Origin of the sequence: Paracoccus sp. (in: a-proteobacteria) (assembly GCF_039808215.1) — a bacterium.
In the GTDB taxonomy this organism is placed as follows: domain Bacteria; phylum Pseudomonadota; class Alphaproteobacteria; order Rhodobacterales; family Rhodobacteraceae; genus Paracoccus.
The window spans coordinates 16,241-35,318 of sequence record NZ_JBDHSP010000016.1 but is presented as its reverse complement, the minus strand read 5'-3'; the positions used below and the strand labels follow the sequence as shown (position 1 = coordinate 35,318).

25 protein-coding genes are annotated in these 19,078 nt (G+C 69.5%); 16 read left to right on the top strand and 9 right to left on the bottom strand.

The features are described 5' to 3' along the window. Positions 1–2: 2 nt before the first annotated feature. From WMK75_RS07875 to WMK75_RS07865, 3 genes are all read right to left on the bottom strand, one after another. Positions 3–1,082: a hypothetical protein gene (locus WMK75_RS07875; protein WP_347267126.1), complete on the bottom strand. Its 1,080-nt coding sequence runs from the start codon at positions 1,080–1,082 to the stop codon at positions 3–5. Between the two features lie 158 nt (positions 1,083–1,240). Further along, a complete protein-coding gene (rpoH, locus tag WMK75_RS07870) occupies positions 1,241–2,146 on the bottom strand; it encodes an RNA polymerase sigma factor RpoH (protein WP_347267125.1) in 906 nt (301 codons plus the stop codon). 66 nt (positions 2,147–2,212) lie between these two features. Then, positions 2,213–3,238 (bottom strand): pseudouridine synthase, encoded by a 1,026-nt coding sequence (locus WMK75_RS07865; RefSeq protein ID WP_347267124.1) that lies wholly within the window; start codon positions 3,236–3,238, stop codon positions 2,213–2,215. Here WMK75_RS07865 and WMK75_RS07860 point away from each other — a divergent pair. Next, positions 3,237–3,542 (top strand): DUF6476 family protein, encoded by a 306-nt coding sequence (locus tag WMK75_RS07860; protein ID WP_347267123.1) that lies wholly within the window; start codon positions 3,237–3,239, stop codon positions 3,540–3,542. The two genes, WMK75_RS07865 and WMK75_RS07860, sit on opposite strands and share 2 nt — an antisense overlap. Here WMK75_RS07860 and WMK75_RS07855 read toward each other — a convergent pair. Beyond that, the gene (locus tag WMK75_RS07855) at positions 3,533–3,787 is read right to left on the bottom strand and encodes an accessory factor UbiK family protein (protein WP_347267122.1); all 255 of its coding nucleotides are present in this window, start codon (positions 3,785–3,787) and stop codon (positions 3,533–3,535) included. The genes WMK75_RS07860 and WMK75_RS07855 overlap by 10 nt on opposite strands. A 104-nt stretch (positions 3,788–3,891) precedes the next feature. Between WMK75_RS07855 and lgt the strand changes: the two genes are divergently transcribed. The 4 genes from lgt to WMK75_RS07835 all read left to right on the top strand — a co-directional run bounded on the left by lgt (position 3,892) and on the right by WMK75_RS07835 (position 7,169). Continuing rightward, a complete protein-coding gene (gene lgt, locus WMK75_RS07850) occupies positions 3,892–4,782 on the top strand; it encodes a prolipoprotein diacylglyceryl transferase (RefSeq protein WP_347267121.1) in 891 nt (296 codons plus the stop codon). Beyond that, entirely contained in the window at positions 4,779–5,837 is a 1,059-nt protein-coding gene (locus tag WMK75_RS07845) for an SAM-dependent methyltransferase (RefSeq protein WP_347267120.1), read from the top strand. Before lgt ends, WMK75_RS07845 begins: the two co-directional genes overlap by 4 nt. Beyond that, on the top strand, positions 5,821–6,585 hold the full coding sequence (pgeF, locus tag WMK75_RS07840; RefSeq protein WP_347267119.1) for a peptidoglycan editing factor PgeF: 765 nt from the start codon (positions 5,821–5,823) through the stop codon (positions 6,583–6,585). Before WMK75_RS07845 ends, pgeF begins: the two co-directional genes overlap by 17 nt. A 137-nt stretch (positions 6,586–6,722) precedes the next feature. Further along, positions 6,723–7,169, top strand: a complete 447-nt coding sequence (locus WMK75_RS07835) for a DMT family transporter (RefSeq protein WP_347267118.1) — start codon at positions 6,723–6,725, stop codon at positions 7,167–7,169. A gap of 24 nt (positions 7,170–7,193) precedes the next feature. On the opposite strand, the gene WMK75_RS07830 is transcribed toward WMK75_RS07835, so the two are convergent. Next, a complete protein-coding gene (locus WMK75_RS07830; protein ID WP_347267117.1) occupies positions 7,194–7,694 on the bottom strand; it encodes an Lrp/AsnC family transcriptional regulator in 501 nt (166 codons plus the stop codon). A 163-nt stretch (positions 7,695–7,857) separates the two neighbouring features. Here WMK75_RS07830 and trxB point away from each other — a divergent pair, with 163 nt between their 5' ends. Both trxB and WMK75_RS07820 read left to right on the top strand, forming a co-directional pair. Next, a complete protein-coding gene (trxB, locus tag WMK75_RS07825; RefSeq protein WP_347267116.1) occupies positions 7,858–8,883 on the top strand; it encodes a thioredoxin-disulfide reductase in 1,026 nt (341 codons plus the stop codon). Between the two features lie 78 nt (positions 8,884–8,961). Continuing rightward, positions 8,962–9,744, top strand: coding sequence for a hypothetical protein (locus WMK75_RS07820; protein ID WP_347267115.1), 783 nt, complete (start codon positions 8,962–8,964; stop codon positions 9,742–9,744). 19 nt (positions 9,745–9,763) lie between these two features. Here the strand turns inward: WMK75_RS07820 and WMK75_RS07815 are convergent, their stop codons facing one another. Both WMK75_RS07815 and WMK75_RS07810 read right to left on the bottom strand, forming a co-directional pair. Beyond that, a complete protein-coding gene (locus WMK75_RS07815) occupies positions 9,764–9,991 on the bottom strand; it encodes a DUF1150 domain-containing protein (protein ID WP_347267114.1) in 228 nt (75 codons plus the stop codon). Between the two features lie 13 nt (positions 9,992–10,004). Then, positions 10,005–10,415 (bottom strand): Hsp20 family protein, encoded by a 411-nt coding sequence (locus tag WMK75_RS07810; protein ID WP_347267113.1) that lies wholly within the window; start codon positions 10,413–10,415, stop codon positions 10,005–10,007. Positions 10,416–10,604: 189 nt separating this feature from the next. Between WMK75_RS07810 and WMK75_RS07805 the strand changes: the two genes are divergently transcribed. From WMK75_RS07805 to WMK75_RS07795, 3 genes are read left to right on the top strand one after another with little or no spacing between them, the layout of a single operon-like run. Continuing rightward, on the top strand, positions 10,605–10,823 hold the full coding sequence (locus WMK75_RS07805; RefSeq protein WP_347267112.1) for a DUF465 domain-containing protein: 219 nt from the start codon (positions 10,605–10,607) through the stop codon (positions 10,821–10,823). Between the two features lie 52 nt (positions 10,824–10,875). Continuing rightward, entirely contained in the window at positions 10,876–11,361 is a 486-nt protein-coding gene (purE, locus tag WMK75_RS07800) for a 5-(carboxyamino)imidazole ribonucleotide mutase (RefSeq protein ID WP_347267111.1), read from the top strand. Beyond that, complete coding sequence (locus tag WMK75_RS07795; RefSeq protein WP_347267110.1) at positions 11,354–12,418, top strand: 5-(carboxyamino)imidazole ribonucleotide synthase; 1,065 nt, start codon at positions 11,354–11,356, stop codon at positions 12,416–12,418. Before purE ends, WMK75_RS07795 begins: the two co-directional genes overlap by 8 nt. Here the strand turns inward: WMK75_RS07795 and cobD are convergent. After that, a complete protein-coding gene (gene cobD / locus WMK75_RS07790; RefSeq protein WP_347267109.1) occupies positions 12,381–13,346 on the bottom strand; it encodes a threonine-phosphate decarboxylase CobD in 966 nt (321 codons plus the stop codon). The two genes, WMK75_RS07795 and cobD, sit on opposite strands and share 38 nt — an antisense overlap. 220 nt (positions 13,347–13,566) lie before the next feature. Here cobD and WMK75_RS07785 point away from each other — a divergent pair, with 220 nt between their 5' ends. Genes WMK75_RS07785 through WMK75_RS07765 form a run of 5 tightly spaced genes read left to right on the top strand, consistent with a single transcriptional unit; the run spans position 13,567 to position 17,214 of the window. Next, positions 13,567–14,067, top strand: a complete 501-nt coding sequence (locus tag WMK75_RS07785) for a YbjN domain-containing protein (RefSeq protein WP_347267108.1) — start codon at positions 13,567–13,569, stop codon at positions 14,065–14,067. A 37-nt stretch (positions 14,068–14,104) separates the two neighbouring features. After that, positions 14,105–14,908 (top strand): pyrroline-5-carboxylate reductase, encoded by an 804-nt coding sequence (gene proC / locus WMK75_RS07780; protein ID WP_347267107.1) that lies wholly within the window; start codon positions 14,105–14,107, stop codon positions 14,906–14,908. Then, on the top strand, positions 14,905–15,246 hold the full coding sequence (locus WMK75_RS07775; RefSeq protein ID WP_347267106.1) for a tRNA-binding protein: 342 nt from the start codon (positions 14,905–14,907) through the stop codon (positions 15,244–15,246). Before proC ends, WMK75_RS07775 begins: the two co-directional genes overlap by 4 nt. Further along, complete coding sequence (locus WMK75_RS07770; RefSeq protein WP_347267105.1) at positions 15,246–16,196, top strand: D-glycerate dehydrogenase; 951 nt, start codon at positions 15,246–15,248, stop codon at positions 16,194–16,196. The genes WMK75_RS07775 and WMK75_RS07770 overlap by 1 nt, the downstream gene beginning before the upstream one ends. Before the next feature lie 58 nt (positions 16,197–16,254). Further along, positions 16,255–17,214 (top strand): magnesium transporter CorA family protein, encoded by a 960-nt coding sequence (locus WMK75_RS07765; protein ID WP_347267104.1) that lies wholly within the window; start codon positions 16,255–16,257, stop codon positions 17,212–17,214. Here the strand turns inward: WMK75_RS07765 and WMK75_RS07760 are convergent. Beyond that, positions 17,211–17,876 carry a DUF1045 domain-containing protein gene (locus tag WMK75_RS07760; protein ID WP_347267103.1) on the bottom strand — a complete coding sequence of 222 codons (666 nt, stop codon included), beginning with the start codon at positions 17,874–17,876 and terminating at the stop codon, positions 17,211–17,213. The genes WMK75_RS07765 and WMK75_RS07760 overlap by 4 nt on opposite strands. Positions 17,877–17,978: 102 nt before the next feature. On the opposite strand from WMK75_RS07760, the gene WMK75_RS07755 reads away from it, so the two are divergent. Then, positions 17,979–19,031 (top strand): DUF475 domain-containing protein, encoded by a 1,053-nt coding sequence (locus tag WMK75_RS07755; RefSeq protein ID WP_347267102.1) that lies wholly within the window; start codon positions 17,979–17,981, stop codon positions 19,029–19,031. The last annotated feature ends 47 nt before the right edge of the window (positions 19,032–19,078 follow it).

Genomic DNA, 19,078 nt, shown 5'->3' with positions numbered 1-19,078 from the left:
CGCTACTGGTCGCAGATTTCCTGCAGGGCGACCCATTCGCGGTCGCTCAGCACCGGGCTCGGCTCGGCGGTGCGAAAGGGATCGGCTTCGATCAACCCCAGCGTCGCCTCGCCCGTCGGGTCCAGCGCCCGGGCATAGGGCTCGCTGGCGATGCCGGCGCGGGCGAAATAGCCCAGCAGCACCTCGTCGTCGGGGCGCGCGACCGGATCGGCCAGCAGCCGCTCGCCATAGCCGGTCAGGGCGCTGGCGGGCAGGGTGCCGGTGGTCAGCAGATGAAAGGTGGCGCGGGACCCGGCCTGGCGCAGCGCCGCCAGCATCGGGTCGTCGCGCACCGCGACCGCCTGCGCGGCCAGGACATGGCCGGCGACGCTTTCCGGCGTCGCCTCGCCCGAGATCAGGTCCTGGCCGATGACCGTGACCGGGCCGGGCAGGCGGATGGCCCCGCCCAGCGTCGCCGGCACCACGGCGATCTCGGCCTCGGGCCCCATCAGCCGGGTTGCCAGCTTGCGGCGCACCATGTCGCCCGCCGGGCGCGAGCAGGCGCTGCCGGTGGTGCGGGCGATGTCGGCCAGGATCAGGCGCCCGATCTCGGCGCGCTGGGCGGGCGGCGCGACATCGGCGGCATGGCGCACCAGCGCCGGCGGCACCCAGGTCAGCGCCGCCAGCGCCAGAACCCCGGTCATCCCCAGCAGCAGCCCGCCGCGCAGCTTGCCCGAGGGCGGGCGGCTGGTCTCGATCACCTGATGGATCTTCGAGATCGCCGAGATCATCAGCTCGTCGTCGACCTCCAGCTCCTCATCCGCATCCATGGCGCCCGGCGCATAGCGTGCCGGCACCCCGCCCGGGTTCAGCCGGGTGACTGCGGGCAGCGACCAATGCGCCAGCGGCACCTCTGAACGCGGATCGCTCAGCACCAGGGTGGCATCGCCGAATGCGATGATCACCTCGCGCGGCTTTGCCTGCGGGGTTTCACGCCAGTGGCCGGCGGCCTCCAGCCGTTGATATTGGTTCAGCGCCGTCATCGTCGCGGCAAGGCCCTCTGCTGCCTCTTTCGACCATAAGCCACGCCGGGCCCCGGTCAACACCGCCCCTTGTCGTGAAAAATCCGCGCGGGCGCCAGAGGCCCTGTGCAGGATCGCTGCCGTTTCGGCGGTGCGGCCCGCATCCGGCCGGTGCATCCCCGCTCCCGCCGGGCGCGGCCGGACGGGCGGCATGTCCGCCATGCCATGTCCGGCACCCGTCAGTTCGGCTCGGGAACTGCCATGCCGCGCGCCCGCGCCAGTTCGCGGATGCGGGCCTGCAGTTTTTCAAAGGCGCGCACCTCGATCTGGCGGATACGCTCGCGCGAGACCGCATAGCGGGTCGAGAGATCCTCCAGCGTCATCGGATCGTCGCGCAGCCGCCGCTCCATCAGGATGTCCTTCTCGCGCTCGTTCAGCACATCCATGGCGGCAAGCAGCATCTCGCGGCGGGCGGCAAGCTCGTCGGCCTCGGCAAAGGCCTCGGCCTGGTTCGCGTCCTCGTCCTCGAGCCAGTCCTGCCATTGCGCCGTCGATTCCCCGTCGCCCGAGCCGACCGTGGCGTTCAGCGAGGCATCGCCCCCCGAAAGCCGGCGGTTCATCTCGATCACTTCCTGCTCGGTCACGTTCAGGTCATGCGCGATCCGGGCGACGTTCTCGGGGCGCAGGTCGCCTTCCTCCAGCGCGCCCAGCTTGGATTTCGCCTTGCGCAGATTGAAGAACAGCTTCTTCTGCGCGCTGGTCGTGCCCATCTTCACCAGCGACCACGACCGCAGGATGTATTCCTGGATCGAGGCGCGGATCCACCACATCGCATAGGTGGCCAACCGGAAACCCTTTTCCGGGTCGAAACGCTTGACCGCCTGCATCAGCCCGACATTGGCCTCCGAGATCACCTCGGCCTGCGGCAACCCGTAGCCGCGATAGCCCATGGCGATCTTGGCCGCCAGGCGCAGGTGGCTGGTCACCAGCCGCTCGGCGGCCTCGGAATCCTCGTGGTCGACCCAGGCCTTGGCCAGCATGTATTCCTCCTCCGGCTCAAGCAGGGGGAACTTGCGGATTTCCTGCAAGTAGCGGTTCAGGCCCTGTTCGGGGCTGGGGGCGGGAAGGTTCGTCTGGTTCGCCATCTGAAGAATTCCTTTCCCGCGCAGGGGCGGGCAATGTTGAACGCCGGCCGCACGGGCCCGGTTCCGTTACCTGACGGTTTCGCGCAGTCTTGCCAGCAGCCCGGCCATGTCCGCGGGCAGCGGGCTGGCGAAATGCAGGCTCTCGCCGCTGAGCGGATGGCGAAAGCCCAGTTCGGCCGCATGCAGTGCCTGGCGGGGAAAGACTGCTACCGCGGCGGCCACCTCGGCGCCCAGCACCCGCGCCGAGGCGCGGCGGCTGCCGCCATAGACCGGATCGCCCACCAGCCCCAGCCCGGCATGGGCCATGTGCACGCGGATCTGATGCGTGCGCCCGGTCTCCAGCCGGCATTCCACCAGCATGAGCGCGGGCGGGCTGCCAAAGGATTCAAGCAGCCGCGCCCGCGTCACCGCATGGCGGCCGCGGTCAAAGCTGACCGCCTGCCTCTGGCGGTCGCTGGGATGGCGGCCCAGCATGGTGGTGATGCGCAGGACGCCGCCCGGCTCGAAGGCCAGGCCGGGCAGGCCGCGCAGGCGCGGATCGGCGGGGTCGATCATGCCATGCGCCAGCGCCAGATAGCGCCGGTGCGCGCTGTGATCGGCGAATTGCGCCGCCAGCCCCTGATGCGCACGGTCGGATTTCGCCACTACCAGCAGGCCCGAGGTCTCGCGGTCGATGCGATGCACGATCCCTGGCCGCGCCGCGCCGCCGATGCCCGACAGGCTGCCGGCGCAATGCGCCAGCAGCGCATTCACCAGCGTGCCATTGGGTGTGCCGGGCGCCGGATGCACCACCATGCCGGCGGGCTTGTCCACCACGATCAGTTCGGCATCCTCATAGGCGATCGCCAGCGGGATGGCCTCGGGCTGCGCCGCCAGCGGCTCGGGTGCGCCGATGGTCACGCGATAGTCGCCGGTCTCGGCGCGTGCGCGGCCATCCGTGACCGGCCCCGAGGGGCCGCTGACCGCGCCCTCGGCCAGCAGTTTTGCCAGGCGCGAGCGCGACAGCGCCGCCGCCTCTGGTGCGCAGGCGGCAAGCGCCTTATCAAGCCGGTCGGACAGACCTTCGGGAATGGTGATGAGGATTTCGGCCATGGCTGGGGATGATAGGCTGGATCGGGGGGCAGAGGAAGCGCTGCCGATGCTGCGCTGGCTGCGCATCCTGGTCACCGCACTGGCGCTGGTGATGGGCCTGGGCGTGCTGGTGATCGCGGCGCTCTTGTGGCTGCGCCTGTCGGTGGCGCCGCTGCCGGAGCTGCCGCCGCAGATCGCCCTGCCGCAGGGCGCCGCGCCCGCGGCCGTCACCTTTGCCCGCGACTGGCTGGTGGTGGTGACCGAAACCGGCGAGGTACTGCTTTACGACCGCCAGGGCAGGCTGAGGCAGCGGGTTCAGCCCTGATCGCCGGCCTTGCCTTCCAGCGCGTCCAGCCGGGCGCGCAGCTCGGCGTTCTCGGTGCGGGCCTTGATCGCCATCTCGCGCACGCATTCGAATTCCTCGCGGGTGACGAAATCGCGCTCGGCCAGCCAGCGGTCGATCCAGCCATTGAAGGCGGTCTGTGCCTCGTCCTTGGCGCCCTGGGCCACGCCCATGGCATTGGTCATCAATTTCGAGAGATCGTCGAAGAAACGGTTGTTCGCGTTCATGGCGGGCCTTTCGATTCAGCGTTGCGCCCTATATGGCCCTGCCGGGGCGGCTGTTCAATCGCCAACCGGCCACCGCCCGGCCCGCGCGTCGAGACGAGGACAACATGATCGCCTTCCCGGACATCTCGCCCGAGATCTTTGCCGTCAGCCTGTTCGGGATCGAATTCGCGCTGCGCTGGTATGCGCTGGCCTATCTGGCCGGGCTCGTGATCGGCTGGCGCATCATCGTGGCGCTGATGCGGCGGCCGGCGCTGTGGGGCGATGCCGCCCCCATGCGCCCCGAGCAGGTCGAGGAACTGCTGACCTGGGTGATCCTGGGCGTCGTTCTGGGCGGCCGGCTGGGTTTCGTGCTGTTCTATGAGCCGGGCTATTACTGGGCCAATCCCGGCCAGATCCCGATCCTGTGGCGCGGCGGCATGTCCTTTCACGGCGGCTTTCTGGGGGTGGTGCTGGCCTCCTGGTGGTTCTGCCGCCGCCACGGCATCGCGGCGCTGCGGCTGGCGGATGCGCTGGCGGTGGCGACGCCCATCGGCCTCGGTCTGGGCCGGGTGGCGAATTTCATCAATGCCGAGCTGTGGGGCAGGCCGACCGATCTGCCCTGGGGGGTGATCTTTCCTGGCGAGGCGGCACAGACCTGCCCCGGCATCACCGGCCCTTGCGCCCGCCACCCCAGCCAGCTTTACGAGGCCGCGCTCGAGGGCATCGTGCTGGCGCTCTTGCTGTTTTGGCTGGTGCGCGCCGGCGGGCTGCGCCGGCCCGGCCAGGCGCTGGGGCTGTTTCTGGCGGGTTATGGCCTGTCGCGTTTCGTGGTCGAGTTCTTTCGCCAGGCGGATGCGCAGTTCATCACCCCCGACAATCCGCTGGGCCATGTGATCGGCGGTCCGGTCTGGGGTCTCAGCATGGGGCAGCTGCTGTCACTGCCCATGGTGCTGATCGGGCTGGTGTTCTGGCTGCGGGCGCGGATGCGGCCCGCCGCCGCTGCCCCGCAGCCATGACGCCGCTGGCCCGGCTGATCGCCGCGCGCATCCGGCTGTCGGGGCCGATGCCCATCGACGAATACATGCAGCTGTGCCTGCTGCATCCCGAGCACGGCTATTACGCCACCCGCGATCCCTTCGGCGCGGCGGGCGATTTCACCACCGCCCCCGAGATCAGCCAGATGTTCGGCGAGATGATCGGCCTTGCGCTGGCGCAGTGCTGGCTGGACCAGGGCCGGCCCGCGTCCTTTTCCCTGGCCGAGATCGGCCCCGGCCGCGGCACGCTGATGGCCGACATCCTGCGCACCATCCGCCGGGTGCCCGGCATGGCCGCGGCCGCCCGCGTGGTGCTGGTCGAGGCCTCGCCGCACCTGCGCCGGATGCAGCGCGAAAAGCTGGGCGAGATCACGCATCTGGACGAGGTGCGCGACCTGCCCGAGGCGCCGCTGTTTCTGGTCGCCAACGAATTCTTCGACGCCCTGCCGATCAAGCAGCACCAGCGCACCCCCGGGGGCTGGGCCGAACGCATCGTGGCGCTTGATCCCGGGGGCGGGCTGATCCTGGGCCTTGCCGCGCCTGCGCCTGGCGTGCCCGCGCCCCTGGGCGAGCTGCGCGAGACCTGTCCCGCCGCGCCGCCGATCGTCGCCGCCATCGCCGGGCGCATCGCCGCGCATGGCGGCGTGGCGCTCATCATCGACTATGGCGGCTGGGACGGGCGCGGTGACACCTTTCAGGCGCTGCGCCGCCACTGCCCCGAGGACCCCCTGGCCCATCCCGGCGAGGCCGACCTGACCGCGCATGTCGATTTCGCGCCCCTGGCCATGGCGGCGCGCCGGGCGGGGGCGCGGGTCTCGCGGCTGGTCGGGCAGGGCGACTGGCTGCTGGGCCTCGGCATCGCCGCCCGGGCCGAGCGGCTGGCCCGGGCCGGGGACGCCGGCGCCATGGCGGCGCTTCATCGCTTGACCGCGGCCGGGGAAATGGGTCACCTGTTCCGAATTCTGGCCCTCTGGGCCGGTGATGCGCCCCTGCCCCCCGGTTTCGAGCCCCTGGAGGATCATGCACACGACGCTTGAGATCCTGACGCATCCGCTGCTGGAGCCGCTGCGCCACGGCTTCTTCACCCGGCGCGGCGGCGCCTCGTCGGGGCTGTTTTCGGGGCTGAACTGCGGCTACGGCTCGAGCGACCAGGGCGAGATCGTGGCGATCAACCGCGCCCGCGTGGCCGAGGCGATGGGCGTGGCGGCCGCCCGCATCGCCACGCTGCATCAGACCCATTCCGCCGATGTCGTGGTGCTGCGCGAGGGCGACGATCCGGCCGACACCGCCGGCCGGCGCGCCGATGCGCTGGTCACCGACCAGCCGGGCGTGGCGCTGGCGGTGCTGACCGCCGATTGCCAGCCGATCCTGCTGGGCGATGCGCAGATGGGCGTGATCGGCGCCGTGCATGCCGGTTGGCGCGGCGCGCTCTCGGGCGTGATCGAGGCCGCGGTCGGCGCGATGACCGACCTCGGCGCGCGGCACATCCGCGCGGTGATCGGCCCGACGATCAGCCAGCGCGCCTATGAGGTCGGCGAGGATTTCATGGACGAATTCCTGACCGAGGACCCGGACTGGCACCGCTTCTTTGCCCAGGGACCGAACGGACGGCCGCTGTTCGACCTGCCCTCCTTCGGCCTGATGCGCCTGCGCGAGGCCGGGGTCGAGGCGGAATGGATCCGCCATTGCACCTATTCCGACCCGGACCGGTTCTTTTCCTACCGCCGCAGCACGCATCAGCACGAGGTGGACTACGGTCGCCTGATCTCGGTGATCAGGTTGTGACGGGGCGCGGTCGCACGGCCTGCCCAGTCGTCGGTGCGCCGGGACTATCCGTGCCTAGACGGCGCCAGGATGCGCGAGCACTGTTGCCGCAGCTTGTTCGAAGGAGTCGAAGTCATGCATGAATTGTTGACAGTCTGATGCTTCAGGGTCTTGTCCTTCTGCTGCTTGCAGCATTGGCGGGGGTCAGCATCGTCATCCAGCAGGCCCTGAATGCGAATCTGCGCAACGCGCTGGATTCCGCTGCCTGGTCGGGTTTCATGAGCTATCTCGTCGGGGTGGTCTGCATGGTGCTGTTCGCCCTGATCCTGCGCGACCCGCTGCCCTCGGGCGCTGCCGCCGCCAAAATCCCGTGGTGGGCCTGGAGCGGGGGCCTGTTCGGCGCGATCTTCATCGCGCTTGGCATCTATCTTGTGCCGCTGATCGGAGCGACCGCCTTCATCGCCTTCCTCATCGCGGGACAGATGCTCGCATCACTGGCATTCGATCAATTCGGCTGGCTTGGCCTGGCCGAGCGGCCGATCGACGCCATGCGCCTGCTGGGGGTTGTCCTGCTGGTTGCGGGTGTGGTGCTGATCAGGCGCTGATGCGCCCGGACCTGTGCCGGCCCCTCACCCCAGCGCGGCCGCCCGTTCCTCGACCACGGAAAACGGCACGCCCGGCTCGTCCTTGGCGCAGCGGATCACCAGGCTGGTCTTGACCGAGGCCACGTTCGGCGCCGCGGTCAGGCTTTCGGTCAGGAAGCGCTGGAACCCGGTCAGGTCGGGCGAGACGCATTTCAGGATGAAGTCGATCTCGCCGTTCAGCATGTGGCATTCGCGCACCAGGGGCCAGCCGCGGCACAGGGCCTCGAAGGCGGAAAGGTCGCGTTCGGACTGGCTGACGAGCCGCACCATGGCAAAGACCTGCACCTCGAAGCCCAGTTCGCGCGAGTCGATGTCGGCGTGATAGCCGCGGATAAAACCCATCTCCTCAAGCGCGCGGACGCGGCGCAGGCAGGGCGGGGCCGAGATCCCGACCCGGCGCGCCAGTTCGACATTGGTCATGCGCCCGTCCGCCTGCAGTTCGGCCAGGATCTTGCGGTCGATTTCGTCCAGTCGGGCGCTGCTCATCTTTATCCTCTTGGGCCGCGATCGGGCCGAATTCATGCCGGAAACTATCCTGCCGGACCGGTTTGCGCAATATTGTTTCCGCTGCAGTGCAAAATCGCCGGCGCATTGCACGCGGCGGCGGGGAAGACTACCTAGGCGGGGCAAAGCAGGAGGTCCACCGCCCATGTCCCATGCCCCCCATGTCCCTGTCGCTGCCGCCGATGACGCCACGCTGCCCGCGCATACGCGGGTGCTGATCGTGGGCTCGGGTCCGGCCGGCTATACCGCCGCCGTCTATGCCTCGCGTGCCATGCTGGCGCCGGTGCTGATCCAGGGCATGCAGCCCGGCGGCCAATTGACCATCACCACCGAGGTCGAGAACTGGCCCGGCGATACCGAGGTGCAGGGCCCCGAGCTGATGGGGCGCATGGAGGCCCATGCCCGCGCCATGGGGGCGCGCATCGTCACCGACACGGTGACGCGGCTGGACCTGCAGGCGCGGCCCTTCGTGGCGCATTGCGATTCCGGCGCGCGCATCAGCGCCGATGCGGTGATCCTGGCCACCGGCGCGCAGGCGCGCTGGCTGGGACTGGACAGCGAAGAGCGCTTCAAGGGTTTCGGCGTCTCGGCCTGCGCCACCTGCGACGGGTTCTTCTATCGCGGGCGCGAGGTGGCGGTGATCGGCGGCGGCAATACCGCGGTCGAGGAGGCGCTGTTCCTGACCAATTTCGCCAGCAAGGTGACGCTGATCCACCGCCGCGACAGCCTGCGCGCCGAACGCATCCTGCAAGATCGGCTGTTTCGCCATCCCAAGGTGGCGGTGCTCTGGGACCACGAACTGGCCGAGGTCGAGGGCACGACGCAGCCGCCGGGGGTGACCGGGGTGCGGGTGCGCCACGTCACCACCGGCGCCGAGCAGGTGATCGCGGCGGATGGCGTCTTTATCGCCATCGGCCATGCCCCGGCCTCGGAACTGGTGCGCGACCAGCTGGAGCTGCACAACGGCGGCTATGTCCGGGTCGAGCCGGGCAGCACCCGCACCTCGATCCCCGGGGTCTTTGCCGCCGGCGACCTGACCGACCATATCTATCGCCAGGCGGTGACCAGCGCCGGCATGGGCTGCATGGCGGCGCTGGACGCCGAGCGCTGGCTGGCCGAGCATGACCTGGCCGGCGCCGCGCAGCCGCAGCCGGCCGAGGCCCCGGCCTGAACGGGCCGCGGGCGCGGCGTTGACCGCCCGCCCGCCATGGCCTATCGCCAAGGGCAGACGCAGACCAGCGGGGCGCAGATGACCGAGCCTGTCCTGATCCTGACGATGAAATGGGGCACGCTTTATGGTGCCGAGGACGTGAACCGGCTGTTTCGCCAGGTCCGCCGGCATCTGCAGCGCCCGCATCGGTTCATCTGCCTGACCGACGACGCCCAGGGCATCGATCCGGGGGTCGAGGCGCTGCCGCTGCCGGACCTGGGCCTGCCGCCCGGCGACACCGACACGCGCTGGCGCAAGCTGGCGCTGCTGCGCCGCGATCTGGGCGGATTTGCCGGGGCGACGGCGCTGTTTCTGGACCTCGATCTGGTGGTGCTGGGCGACATGGCGGCGTTTTTCGACCTGCCGGGGCAGTTTCTGATCATCCGCGACGACGACCTGTTTCGCGCCAAGCCGCTGCGCCGGCTGAACCCCGGGCGCGACCGGTTCCTGCACATGGTGGGCAATTCCTCGGTCTTTCGCTATCGCGTGGGGGCGCATGGCGATGTGCTGGACGCCTATCTGGCCGATCCGGCGGCGGCGGCGCGCGACTATGAGCATGAACAGCAGTTCCTGAGCGCCGAGATCGCGCGGCGCGGCCTGATGACCTATTGGCCGCGCGGGCTGTGCGTCAGCTTCAAGAACGACTGTGTGCCGCGCGGGCTGCGCAGCTATCTGGCCGATCCGGTCCTGCCCGCCGGCGCCCGCATCGTGCTGTTCGCCGGGGCGCCGAAGATGTCCGAGGTCTTTGGCGGGCAGGGCCACAAATGGTATCGCCGCATCGGCAGGATCGACTGGCTGCGCAGCGCCTGGGAATGCGCCTGAGCCCAGTGCACAGCAAAGCCTAGTGCACGCTGACCGGGGTCAGTTCGTTCTGGCGCGCCAGCATGAAGGCCATGCCGCGGTCGCGCACCAGCGCCAGCCTTTCGCCATCGGCGCCGTGCAGCGCGTAAAGCGCCTCGGCACCCGGCACCTGGCGGCGGATCTCCTCGGGCAGGGTGTCGACGGCGACGCGGCGGATATAGACGATATTGCCCGCAAGCTGCGGGCCGAAGTCGAATTTCTCGTTCATCTGCGATCCCCTTTCATTTGCGGCTGATCGGTATGGTCTGAACGATGCTTTCGGGCACGGCGCGGCTGAGGTCGATATGCAGCAGACCGTTTTCCAGCCCTGCCGCGACCACCTCGACACCGTCCGCCAGCACGAAGCTGCGCTGGAAGGCGCGGGCGGCGATGCCGCGATGCAGGAAGACGCGATCCTCATCCGGGTCGGCCTGGCGGCCCCGAATCACCAGCTGGCGATCCTCGAGCGTGATCGCCAGATCGTCGTCGGAAAATCCGGCCACGGCCAGCGTGATCCGGAAGCCGTTCGGCCCCTGGTGTTCGATATTGTAGGGCGGATAGCCCTCGGCGCCCTTGGCGGCCCTCTCGGCCAGACGTTCGAGCTGGTCGAAACCCAGCAGGAACGGATGAGCGGCGAGACTGATCTTGGTCATCTTCCCAAGCCCTTTGCATCAAAGCGACAAGTCGGCCGGACCCCGGGACGGCAGTCCGGCTGCGATCAATATGTGAACTCGCGCCGCGATCCGCAAGATGGCCGGCCGCGGCGTGGCGGGGCCGGCAAGGGCATTAACACTGTCGGGCCATTGGGTTATAACCATGCGACTCCAGCCCGAGGCCCGACCATGAACGCCCAGCACGAGATGTCCAGCGAGGAGATCGCCCGCACCCGGCTTGAGGTGCTGCGGCGCGAGCACCGCGATCTTGACGAGGCGATCACCGCGCTGAGCAGCCAGTCCCTGACCCATTCCCTGACGCTGCAGCGGCTGAAAAAGCAGAAACTGGCGCTCAGGGACCGCATCGCCCGGCTCGAGGACGATCTGACCCCCGACATCATCGCCTGATTGCGCGCCGGCCCGTCCCGCGCTAGGGCGGGGCCAAAAGGGGGCATCTGCCATGGAAAGACCCGTCGCAATCATCATGGGCAGCCAGTCCGACTGGCCGACCATGCGCGAGGCCGCCACCATTCTGGACGAGCTTGGCATCGGCTATGAGGCGCGCATCGTCTCGGCGCATCGCACGCCGGACCGGCTGTGGGACTATGGCAAAAGCGCGGTTTCGCGCGGGCTGAAAGTCATCATCGCCGGCGCCGGGGGGGCGGCGCACCTGCCGGGCATGATGGCCTCCAAGACACGGGTGCCGGTGATCGGCGTGCCGGTGCAGACCAAGGCCCTGTCGGGGGTCGATTCGCTTTATTCCATCCTGCAGATGCCCAGGGGCTATCCGGTGGCGACCATGGCCATCGGGGCTGCCGGTGCAGCCAATGCCGGGCTGATGGCGGCGGGGATCCTGGCGATTTCCGATCCCGAACTGGCGGCGCGGCTGGACGCCTGGCGCCAGGCGCTGAGCGATTCCATCCCCGAGGAGCCGAGAGATGACTGAGCTGAAACCGGGTTCCACCATCGGCATCCTGGGCGGCGGGCAGTTGGGGCGGATGCTGTCCGTTGCCGCCAGCCGGCTGGGCTATCGCTGCCACATCTATGAACCCGCGGCGGCGCCCGCGGGGGACGTGGCCCATGCCCTGACCACCGCGCCCTACGAGGATGTGGCGGCGCTGCGCGCCTTTGCCGGGTCGGTCGATGTCATCACCTATGAATTCGAGAACGTGCCGACCTCGGCGCTGGATCTGCTGGAATCGCTGCGTCCGATCCGCCCGAACCGCCGGGCGCTGGCGGTGTCGCAGGACCGGCTGATGGAAAAGGACTTCCTGGCCGGCATCGGGCTGACGACCGCGCCCTACCGCAATGTCGAGAGCGAATCCGACCTGCCCGCGGCGCTGGCCGATCTGGGCGCGCCCGCGATCCTGAAAACCCGGCGCATGGGTTATGACGGCAAGGGCCAGATCCGCTTTTCGGACGCGGGCCAGCGGGACTGGACCGGCGCGCCCTCGGTGCTGGAGGGGTTCGTCGAGTTCTCGGCCGAGATCAGCGTCATCGTGGCGCGCGGCGCCGACGGGCAGGTGGCGGCCTATGATCCGGGGCTGAACGTGCATCGCGAGGGCATCCTGCGCACAACCACCGTGCCCTGCGGTCTGCCCGCCACGCTGACCACCGATGCGGTGCTGATCGCGGCGCGCATCGTCAATGCGCTGGACTATGTCGGCGTCATGGGGGTCGAACTGTTCGTGACCCCGGCCGGGCTGGTGGTGAACGAGATCGCGCCGCGGGTGCACAACTCGGGGCACTGGACGCAGGCGGGCTGCGCCGTCGACCAGTTCGAGCAGCATATCCGCGCCGTCGCCGGCCTGCCGCTGGGCGACGGCCAGCGCTATGCCGATGTCGAGATGCAGAACCTGATCGGCGGGGATATGGCCCGCCTGCCGGAACTGCTGCGCCAGCCGCGCCTGCAGATCCATCTTTACGGCAAGGGCGAGGCGCGCCCGGGCCGCAAGATGGGCCATGTCAACCGGCTGCTGCCAGCGCCTGCCGCAGCCGGGTGAATTCCGCCCGGCCGGCCGGGATTCCCAGGCGCAGCCAGTGCCGGTGCCAGGGAAAGATCCGGCTCCAGATCGCGGCGCGGGCCAGCCGGTCCTGCGCCGCCTGCGCATCCGGCGTGTGGTAAAGCCGGAACAGATGCGTGCCGCCGGCCAGATCCCAGCCCTGGCCGGTCACGATCTGGTCCAGATGCAGCGCCGCCTCGGACAGCCAGGTGACCGTGGCCTCGTGCCAGCGGTCGTCGGCCAGCGCCGCGGCCCCGATCTCCAGCGCCGGGCCGCTGACCGCCCAGGGCCCGCGCGCGGCGCGCAGGCGTGCCAGCAGCTCCGGCGCCGCGATGACGAATCCCAGCCGCAGCCCGGCGAGGCCCCAGAACTTGCCAAAGCTGCGCAGCACCGTGACATTCGCCGGCCGCGCCGCCGCCACCGAGAGGTCCGGGCGCGCATCGGCAAAGCTTTCATCGACAAGCAGATGCCCGACACCGGCGGCGATGCCGGCGATCTGCGCCGGGCTGAATTCGCGCCCGTCGGGATTGTTCGGGTTCACGATCACCGCCAGATCGGTGCCGGCCAGGGCCGCGGGGCTCTGGACCTCTGCCACCTGCCAGCCGGCGGCGGCCAGGCTGGCCGCATGTTCGTTATAGGTCGGCGCCAGCACCGCGGCGCGCTGCCCGGCGATCAGGCGCGGCAGGCTCTGGATCGCCGCCGAGGCGCCGGCCACGGCCAGCAGCTGTTTCTCGGGGCAGCCAAAGCGCGCGGCGGCGGCGCGCGCCAGCCGCGTCTCGTCGGCGCGGGTGGGCAGCGCGGTCAGGGCATGGGCACTGAGCGGCGGTGCCCGATAGGGCCGGCGGTTGATGCCGGTCGAGAGGTCGATCCAGTCCCCGCCGCCAAAGCGGGAGGCCGCCCGGTCGATGTCGCCGCCATGGTCACGCATTGCCTTCCTCCTGTCCGTCTGCGCGCAATCAAGGGGCGGCGGGCGGCGCGGTCAAGCCGTGCCGTGGCCGTCAGCCGGCGGTAACGGAATTTTCGCTTTACACCCTCATGGAACCTGCCCACGATATATGGTAGGCACACAAGGCTGGCACGCCGGGTGTAGTCGGCGCGACAACAGGTTGGGGAACGTCCGCAGCCGCTTGGACCAAGGGGGAAAGGGCATGGCACAGTTGGACTATTTCGACAGCGACGACATCCATCCCATCGACATCGTGGAAACCGTCGCCACCCATCACGACTGGGATTTCGACCGCCTGGCCGAGGACCAGATCGCCATGACCGTCGAGGGCCAGTGGCGCAGCTATTCCATCACCCTGGCCTGGTCCCCGCGCGAGGAGGTGCTGCGGCTGATCTGCACCTTCGACATGGATCCGCCGGCCGAGCGGCTGCCGGCGCTTTACGAGGTGCTGAACCTCGCCAATGACCAGGTCTGGGACGGCGGCTTCACCTTCTGGGCGGCGCAGCGGCTGATGGTCTGGCGCTATGGTCTGGTGCTGTCGGGCGAGGCGATCGCCAGCCCCGAGCAGATCGACCGCATGATCGGCAATGCCATCGCCGCCTCCGAGCGTTTCTACCCCTGTTTCCAGCTAGCCTGCTGGGGCGACGCCTCGCCTGCGGCGGCAATGGACATCGCCCTGTCCGAGGCTTACGGTCGCGCCTGAGATGCCGCCCGCCGGGCGGCTGGCAGGGGGGCGGATCATGGATTTTTCCCGGGTGAATGCACGCGGTCTGGTGCTGGTCGGCTGCGGCCGCATGGGCGGCGCGCTGCTGGACGGCTGGCTGGGGCAGGGGCTTGCGCCCTCGGCCGCGCATGTCATCGACCCCAACCCCCGGGAGGAACTGTCGCGGATGGGTATTTCGGTGAATGCAGACCTGCCCGCCGATCCGGCGGTTCTGGTCATCGCCGTCAAGCCGCAGATGATGGCCGAAGTCCTGCCGCGGCTTGCGGTCGGCGCCGATACGCTGGTGGTCTCGGTCGCGGCCGGCGTGCGCATCGCCGCCTATGAGCGGGCCTTTCCCGGCGCGGCGGTGGTCCGGGCGATGCCCAACACGCCGGCGGCGATCGGCCAGGGCATCACCGCCATCATCGGCAATGCCCGCGCCGGCGCGCCGCAGCTGGCGCTGGCCGAGGCGCTGATGTCCGCCGTCGGCCGCGTGGTCCGCCTTGAATCCGAGGCGCAGATGGATGCGGTCACCGCGCTGTCGGGGTCAGGCCCGGCCTATGTCTTTCACCTGATCGAGGCCATGGCCGCAGCGGGCGAGGCCGAGGGGCTGGCGCCGGCCCTGGCGCTGGAACTGGCGCGGGTGACCGTGGCCGGCGCCGGCGCCCTGGCGGTCCATGCCGACGAGGACCCGGCGGTGCTGCGCCGGAACGTCACCTCGCCCGGCGGCACCACCGCCGCGGGGCTGCACGAGCTGATGGATGCCGAACACGGCCTGCCGCCGCTGATGCGCCGCACCATTGCCGCGGCCGCGGCGCGCGGGCGGGAGCTGGGGGCATGAGCGGCCAGATCGCCTGGGAGGATTTCGACAAGGTGCAGATCCGCGTCGGCACGATCCTGCGCGCCGAGCCCTTTCCCGAGGCCCGGCACCCGGCGCTGAAGCTGTTTGTGGATTTCGGCCCCGACATCGGCGAGCGGAAAAGCTCGGCCCGGATCACCCGGCATTACGCGCCCGAGGCGCTGGTCGGCCGGCAGGTTCTGGCGGTGGTGAACTTCCCGCCGCGCCAGATCGGCAAGTTCATGTCCGAGGTTCTGGTGCTGGGCCTGCCCGACGAGACGGGCGAGGTGGTGCTGATCGGCCCGGACCAGCCGGTGCCCCTGGGCGGGAGGATGTTCTGATGAGGCTTCTGGTGACGCGGCGGATGACCCAGGCGGCCGAACATGCGCTGAAGGCGCGGTTCGATACCGAGATCATGGACCGCAGGGACGGGCTCAGCGTCGATGAGGCGGCGCAGGCGCTGGCCGATTACGACGCGATCATGCCGACGCTGGGCGACTGCTTTTCGGCCGAGGCCTTTCGCGGCAGCCCGCGCTGCAAGCTGCTGGCGAATTTCGGCGCCGGCTATAACCACATCGACGTGGCGGCGGCCGATGCCGCCGGCGTCGCGGTGACCAATACCCCCGATGCGGTGACCGATGCCACCGCCGACATCGCACTGACGCTGATCCTGATGACCGCGCGCCGCGCCGGCGAGGGCGAGCGGCTGTTGCGCGCCGGCGGCTGGACCGGCTGGCAGCCGACGCAGCTGCTGGGCCGGCATGTCTCGGGCAAGACGGTGGGCATCATCGGCATGGGCCGCATCGGTCGCGCCATTGCCCGGCGCTGCCATTACGGCTTTGGCATGCAGGTGCTGTTTCACAACCGCTCGACGGTCTCATCGCTGGATTTCCCCGCCCGGCAGGTGCAGGGGCTGGACGAGTTGCTGGCGCAGTCGGATTTCGCCGTGCTGGCCGTGCCGGGCGGTGCCGCCACCCGGCATCTGATCGGCGCGGCGGAACTGGCGCGGCTGGGGCCGCAGTCCTATCTGGTCAATATCGCCCGCGGCGACGTGGTCGACGAGGCGGCGCTGGTCGAGGCGCTGCGCGAGGGCCGCATCGCCGGGGCCGGGCTTGATGTCTATGAACACGAGCCCGCCGTCCCGCCCACGCTGTGCACCCTCGAGAACGTGACGCTGCTGCCGCATCTGGGCACCGCCGCCGAGGAGGTGCGCACCGCCATGGCCATGCGCGCGATGAACAACCTTCTGGCCTTTGACGAGGGGCATCTGCTGCCCGACCGGGTGTATTGATCCGGGGGCTTGACCGCCGGCGGCGGGGCTGCTCAGGCTGCGGCAGAAGGGGGCGCGCATGATCCACAGCTATGTCGTCAGGGGGGCCGGGCTGGCGCCGCTGCCCGAAGGGGGCGAACTGGCCGATGCCATCTGGATCGACCTCTACCAGCCGCTGGCCGCGCAGGTCGCGGCGGTCTCGGCGCTGGGCTATGAGATCCCGACGCTCGAGGACATGGAAGAGATCGAGATCTCGAACCGGCTCTTTACCGACAGGGGCCTGATCTACATGACGGGCGTGCTGCCCGGCCAGCGGCCCGAGGGTGCCCAGGTCGCCATGCCGGTCACCTTCATCATCGACCACCGCCGTCTCATTACCGTGCGCCATCACGCGCCGCGCCCGTTCGAAACCTTCGCCCATCGCGCCGACCGCTCCAGCGGCGGCTGCGCCACGCCCGAGCGGGTGTTCCTGGGGCTAGTCGAGGAAATCGTCGGCCGGCTGGCCGACCTTTCGGAAAACGTCGCCAGAGAGATCGACCAGACCGCGGGACAGGTGCTGGCGATGACGCCCGGCGGCAAGGCCGGGGCGCTCCACCAGGCGCTGGTCACCGTGGGCCAGCAGGCCGAGGTCATGGGCCGCATCCGCCTGGGGCTTCTGTCCATGGACCGCATCCTCGTCTATCACGCCGCCAGCGCCAGCCGCGCCGACAAGACCGGAGAGCTGAACGCGCTGCACAAGGCGATCCAGCGCGACATCCAGGCGCTTGAGGTGCACGCGGATTTCCTTGGCTCGCGCGTGGCGATGACCGTCGATGCCACCATGGGCATGATCGGGCTGCAGCAGAACGACCGCGTACGCATCCTGTCGGTGGTGGCGGCGCTGTTCCTGCCGCCGACGCTGATCGCCAGCATCTACGGGATGAACTTTACCCACATGCCGCAGCTGGAACTGCGCTGGGGCTTTCCGATGTCGCTGGCGATGATGGTCGGCTCGGCCGTGGTGACCTTCCTGGTGCTGAAATGGCGGCGCTGGCTTTAGCCGCGCAGCGGGAATTCCTCGATCAGGTGAAAGAATCCGGCCTCGTCCTCGCCGGTCAGCGCCACCGCCCCGACGGCGGCGGGGCGCGCCAGAAGCGGCGCCAGCGGTCCGGCCAGTCTCTGGCGCAGCGCCTCGGCCCGGTCGGGGGGCAGGGTGCCGCTCAGCGTCAGGTGGTAATGGAACAGGTCCAGCACATGGGGATAACCCCAATGCTCCAGATGCGCCCGCGCCCGGGCGGGCAGGGCGTCGGGATTGCGCCGCGCGCGCTCCTCCGCGGTCAGAGGGGCGCGGAAATGGTCCAGCCGGGTGACCAGCGCCGATTCCAGCGCGACCAGTTCGGGCGGCTGCCTGCGCGGCCGCAGTGCCACGAAGCCGCAGTCGCAGCACAGCTCCAACGCCAGGGAAAAGCCGGCGAGGCGGTCGCAAAGCAGCCGCAGTTCCAGCGCCAGCGCCTCGGGGCGCGCGTTCGCTGCCAGGCGGAAGGGTGCCTTCAGCGTGGCGTGAAAGCCGTAACGGCACGGCGCTTCAGTCAGGGCGCCGCCCCGCAGGCCGCCCGCGGCGGGCACCGCGCCCAGGCGCGCGTCCCAACCCAGCCAGGCGGCGCCGAAAGCGCCCAGTTCGCCCTCGGGCAGGTGATAGATCGCCAGCCGGCGAAAGCGCATGGCCCTATTCCCCTCGCATGGCCGGATCAGGTCCGGCAACCTTGCGGCCAGTGATAGCAGGGTCTAAGCCCGAAGGACCAGCCGCAGGAACAGGGCACGCGCATGCGATCCACCTTCAGCTACATGATCTGGCCGCTCATCGTCACCGGCGCCGGGCTGGCGCTGGCCGCGGCGCTGGGCTGGCAGTATCGCGGCAGCGGCGCGGGGGCGCTGGCCTTCTTCCTGATCGCCGGCATCCTCGCGGTGCTCGAGATCTCGCTTTCCTTCGACAATGCCATCGTCAATGCGCAGAAGCTGCAGCAGATGACGCCGAAATGGCAGCGGCGCTTCCTGACCTGGGGCATCGTCATCGCGGTCTTCGGCATGCGGGTGATCTTTCCGCTGCTGGTGGTGGTCATCGCGGCGCAGCTTGGCCCCTGGCAGGCGCTGCGCCTCGCCGCCACGCAGCCGCAGGAATATTCGCGCATCATCCATGAGGCGCATCTGCCCATCGCGGCCTTCGGCGGCTCGTTCCTGATGCTGGTGGCGCTGAACTATTTCTTCGACAGCGGCAAGGATATCGACTGGATCAAGGGCGTCGAGGCGGCGCTGCGCAAGCTGGGCGAGATCCGCGGCATGGAGGTCGGGCTGGTGCTGATCTGCATGCTGGTGGTATCGGCACAACTGCCGGCGGAAAAGGAACATGCCTTCGTCGCCGCGGCGATCTGGGGCGTGCTCACCTATCTGCTGGTGGACATGCTGGGCCATGTGCTCGACCGCTGGGGCTCGGGCCAGACACCGTCGGACATGGCCCGCGGCGGCTTTGGCGCCTTCCTCTACCTCGAGGTGCTCGACGCCTCCTTCAGCTTCGACGGCGTCATCGGCGCCTTCGCCTTGACGCAGAACCTGTTTCTCATCGCCATCGGCCTTGGCATCGGCGCCATGTATGTGCGCTCGATGACCGTCATGCTGGTCGAGCGGGGAACCCTCGCCGCCTTCCGCTATCTGGAACATGGCGCCTTCTGGTCGATCTTCGTGCTGTCGGTCCTGATGTTCATCCAGACCCTGCACCCGATCCCCGAGGTGGTCACCGGCCTCCTCGGCGCGGGCTTCATCGGCATGGCCTTCCTCAGCTCGCTTGCCTGGCGCCGCCGCAATCCCGAGGACGAGCCGTAAAGCCGCACCCCGAGGGGGCGCGGCCCGCGCTTCTTCGTTCCCCAAAT

Coding starts and splice junctions, on each gene's coding strand:
- rpoH (WP_347267125.1), bottom strand. CDS start 2,146: ATGGCGAACCAGACGAACCTTCCCGCCCCCAGCCCCGAACAGGGCCTG.
- WMK75_RS07860 (WP_347267123.1), top strand. CDS start 3,237: ATGGCTGGGGATGATAGGCTGGATCGGGGGGCAGAGGAAGCGCTGCCG.
- WMK75_RS07865 (WP_347267124.1), bottom strand. CDS start 3,238: ATGGCCGAAATCCTCATCACCATTCCCGAAGGTCTGTCCGACCGGCTT.
- WMK75_RS07855 (WP_347267122.1), bottom strand. CDS start 3,787: ATGAACGCGAACAACCGTTTCTTCGACGATCTCTCGAAATTGATGACC.
- lgt (WP_347267121.1), top strand. CDS start 3,892: ATGATCGCCTTCCCGGACATCTCGCCCGAGATCTTTGCCGTCAGCCTG.
- WMK75_RS07845 (WP_347267120.1), top strand. CDS start 4,779: ATGACGCCGCTGGCCCGGCTGATCGCCGCGCGCATCCGGCTGTCGGGG.
- pgeF (WP_347267119.1), top strand. CDS start 5,821: ATGCACACGACGCTTGAGATCCTGACGCATCCGCTGCTGGAGCCGCTG.
- WMK75_RS07835 (WP_347267118.1), top strand. CDS start 6,723: ATGCTTCAGGGTCTTGTCCTTCTGCTGCTTGCAGCATTGGCGGGGGTC.
- WMK75_RS07830 (WP_347267117.1), bottom strand. CDS start 7,694: ATGAGCAGCGCCCGACTGGACGAAATCGACCGCAAGATCCTGGCCGAA.
- trxB (WP_347267116.1), top strand. CDS start 7,858: ATGTCCCATGCCCCCCATGTCCCTGTCGCTGCCGCCGATGACGCCACG.
- WMK75_RS07820 (WP_347267115.1), top strand. CDS start 8,962: ATGACCGAGCCTGTCCTGATCCTGACGATGAAATGGGGCACGCTTTAT.
- WMK75_RS07815 (WP_347267114.1), bottom strand. CDS start 9,991: ATGAACGAGAAATTCGACTTCGGCCCGCAGCTTGCGGGCAATATCGTC.
- WMK75_RS07810 (WP_347267113.1), bottom strand. CDS start 10,415: ATGACCAAGATCAGTCTCGCCGCTCATCCGTTCCTGCTGGGTTTCGAC.
- WMK75_RS07805 (WP_347267112.1), top strand. CDS start 10,605: ATGAACGCCCAGCACGAGATGTCCAGCGAGGAGATCGCCCGCACCCGG.
- purE (WP_347267111.1), top strand. CDS start 10,876: ATGGAAAGACCCGTCGCAATCATCATGGGCAGCCAGTCCGACTGGCCG.
- WMK75_RS07795 (WP_347267110.1), top strand. CDS start 11,354: ATGACTGAGCTGAAACCGGGTTCCACCATCGGCATCCTGGGCGGCGGG.
- cobD (WP_347267109.1), bottom strand. CDS start 13,346: ATGCGTGACCATGGCGGCGACATCGACCGGGCGGCCTCCCGCTTTGGC.
- WMK75_RS07785 (WP_347267108.1), top strand. CDS start 13,567: ATGGCACAGTTGGACTATTTCGACAGCGACGACATCCATCCCATCGAC.
- proC (WP_347267107.1), top strand. CDS start 14,105: ATGGATTTTTCCCGGGTGAATGCACGCGGTCTGGTGCTGGTCGGCTGC.
- WMK75_RS07775 (WP_347267106.1), top strand. CDS start 14,905: ATGAGCGGCCAGATCGCCTGGGAGGATTTCGACAAGGTGCAGATCCGC.
- WMK75_RS07770 (WP_347267105.1), top strand. CDS start 15,246: ATGAGGCTTCTGGTGACGCGGCGGATGACCCAGGCGGCCGAACATGCG.
- WMK75_RS07765 (WP_347267104.1), top strand. CDS start 16,255: ATGATCCACAGCTATGTCGTCAGGGGGGCCGGGCTGGCGCCGCTGCCC.
- WMK75_RS07760 (WP_347267103.1), bottom strand. CDS start 17,876: ATGCGCTTTCGCCGGCTGGCGATCTATCACCTGCCCGAGGGCGAACTG.
- WMK75_RS07755 (WP_347267102.1), top strand. CDS start 17,979: ATGCGATCCACCTTCAGCTACATGATCTGGCCGCTCATCGTCACCGGC.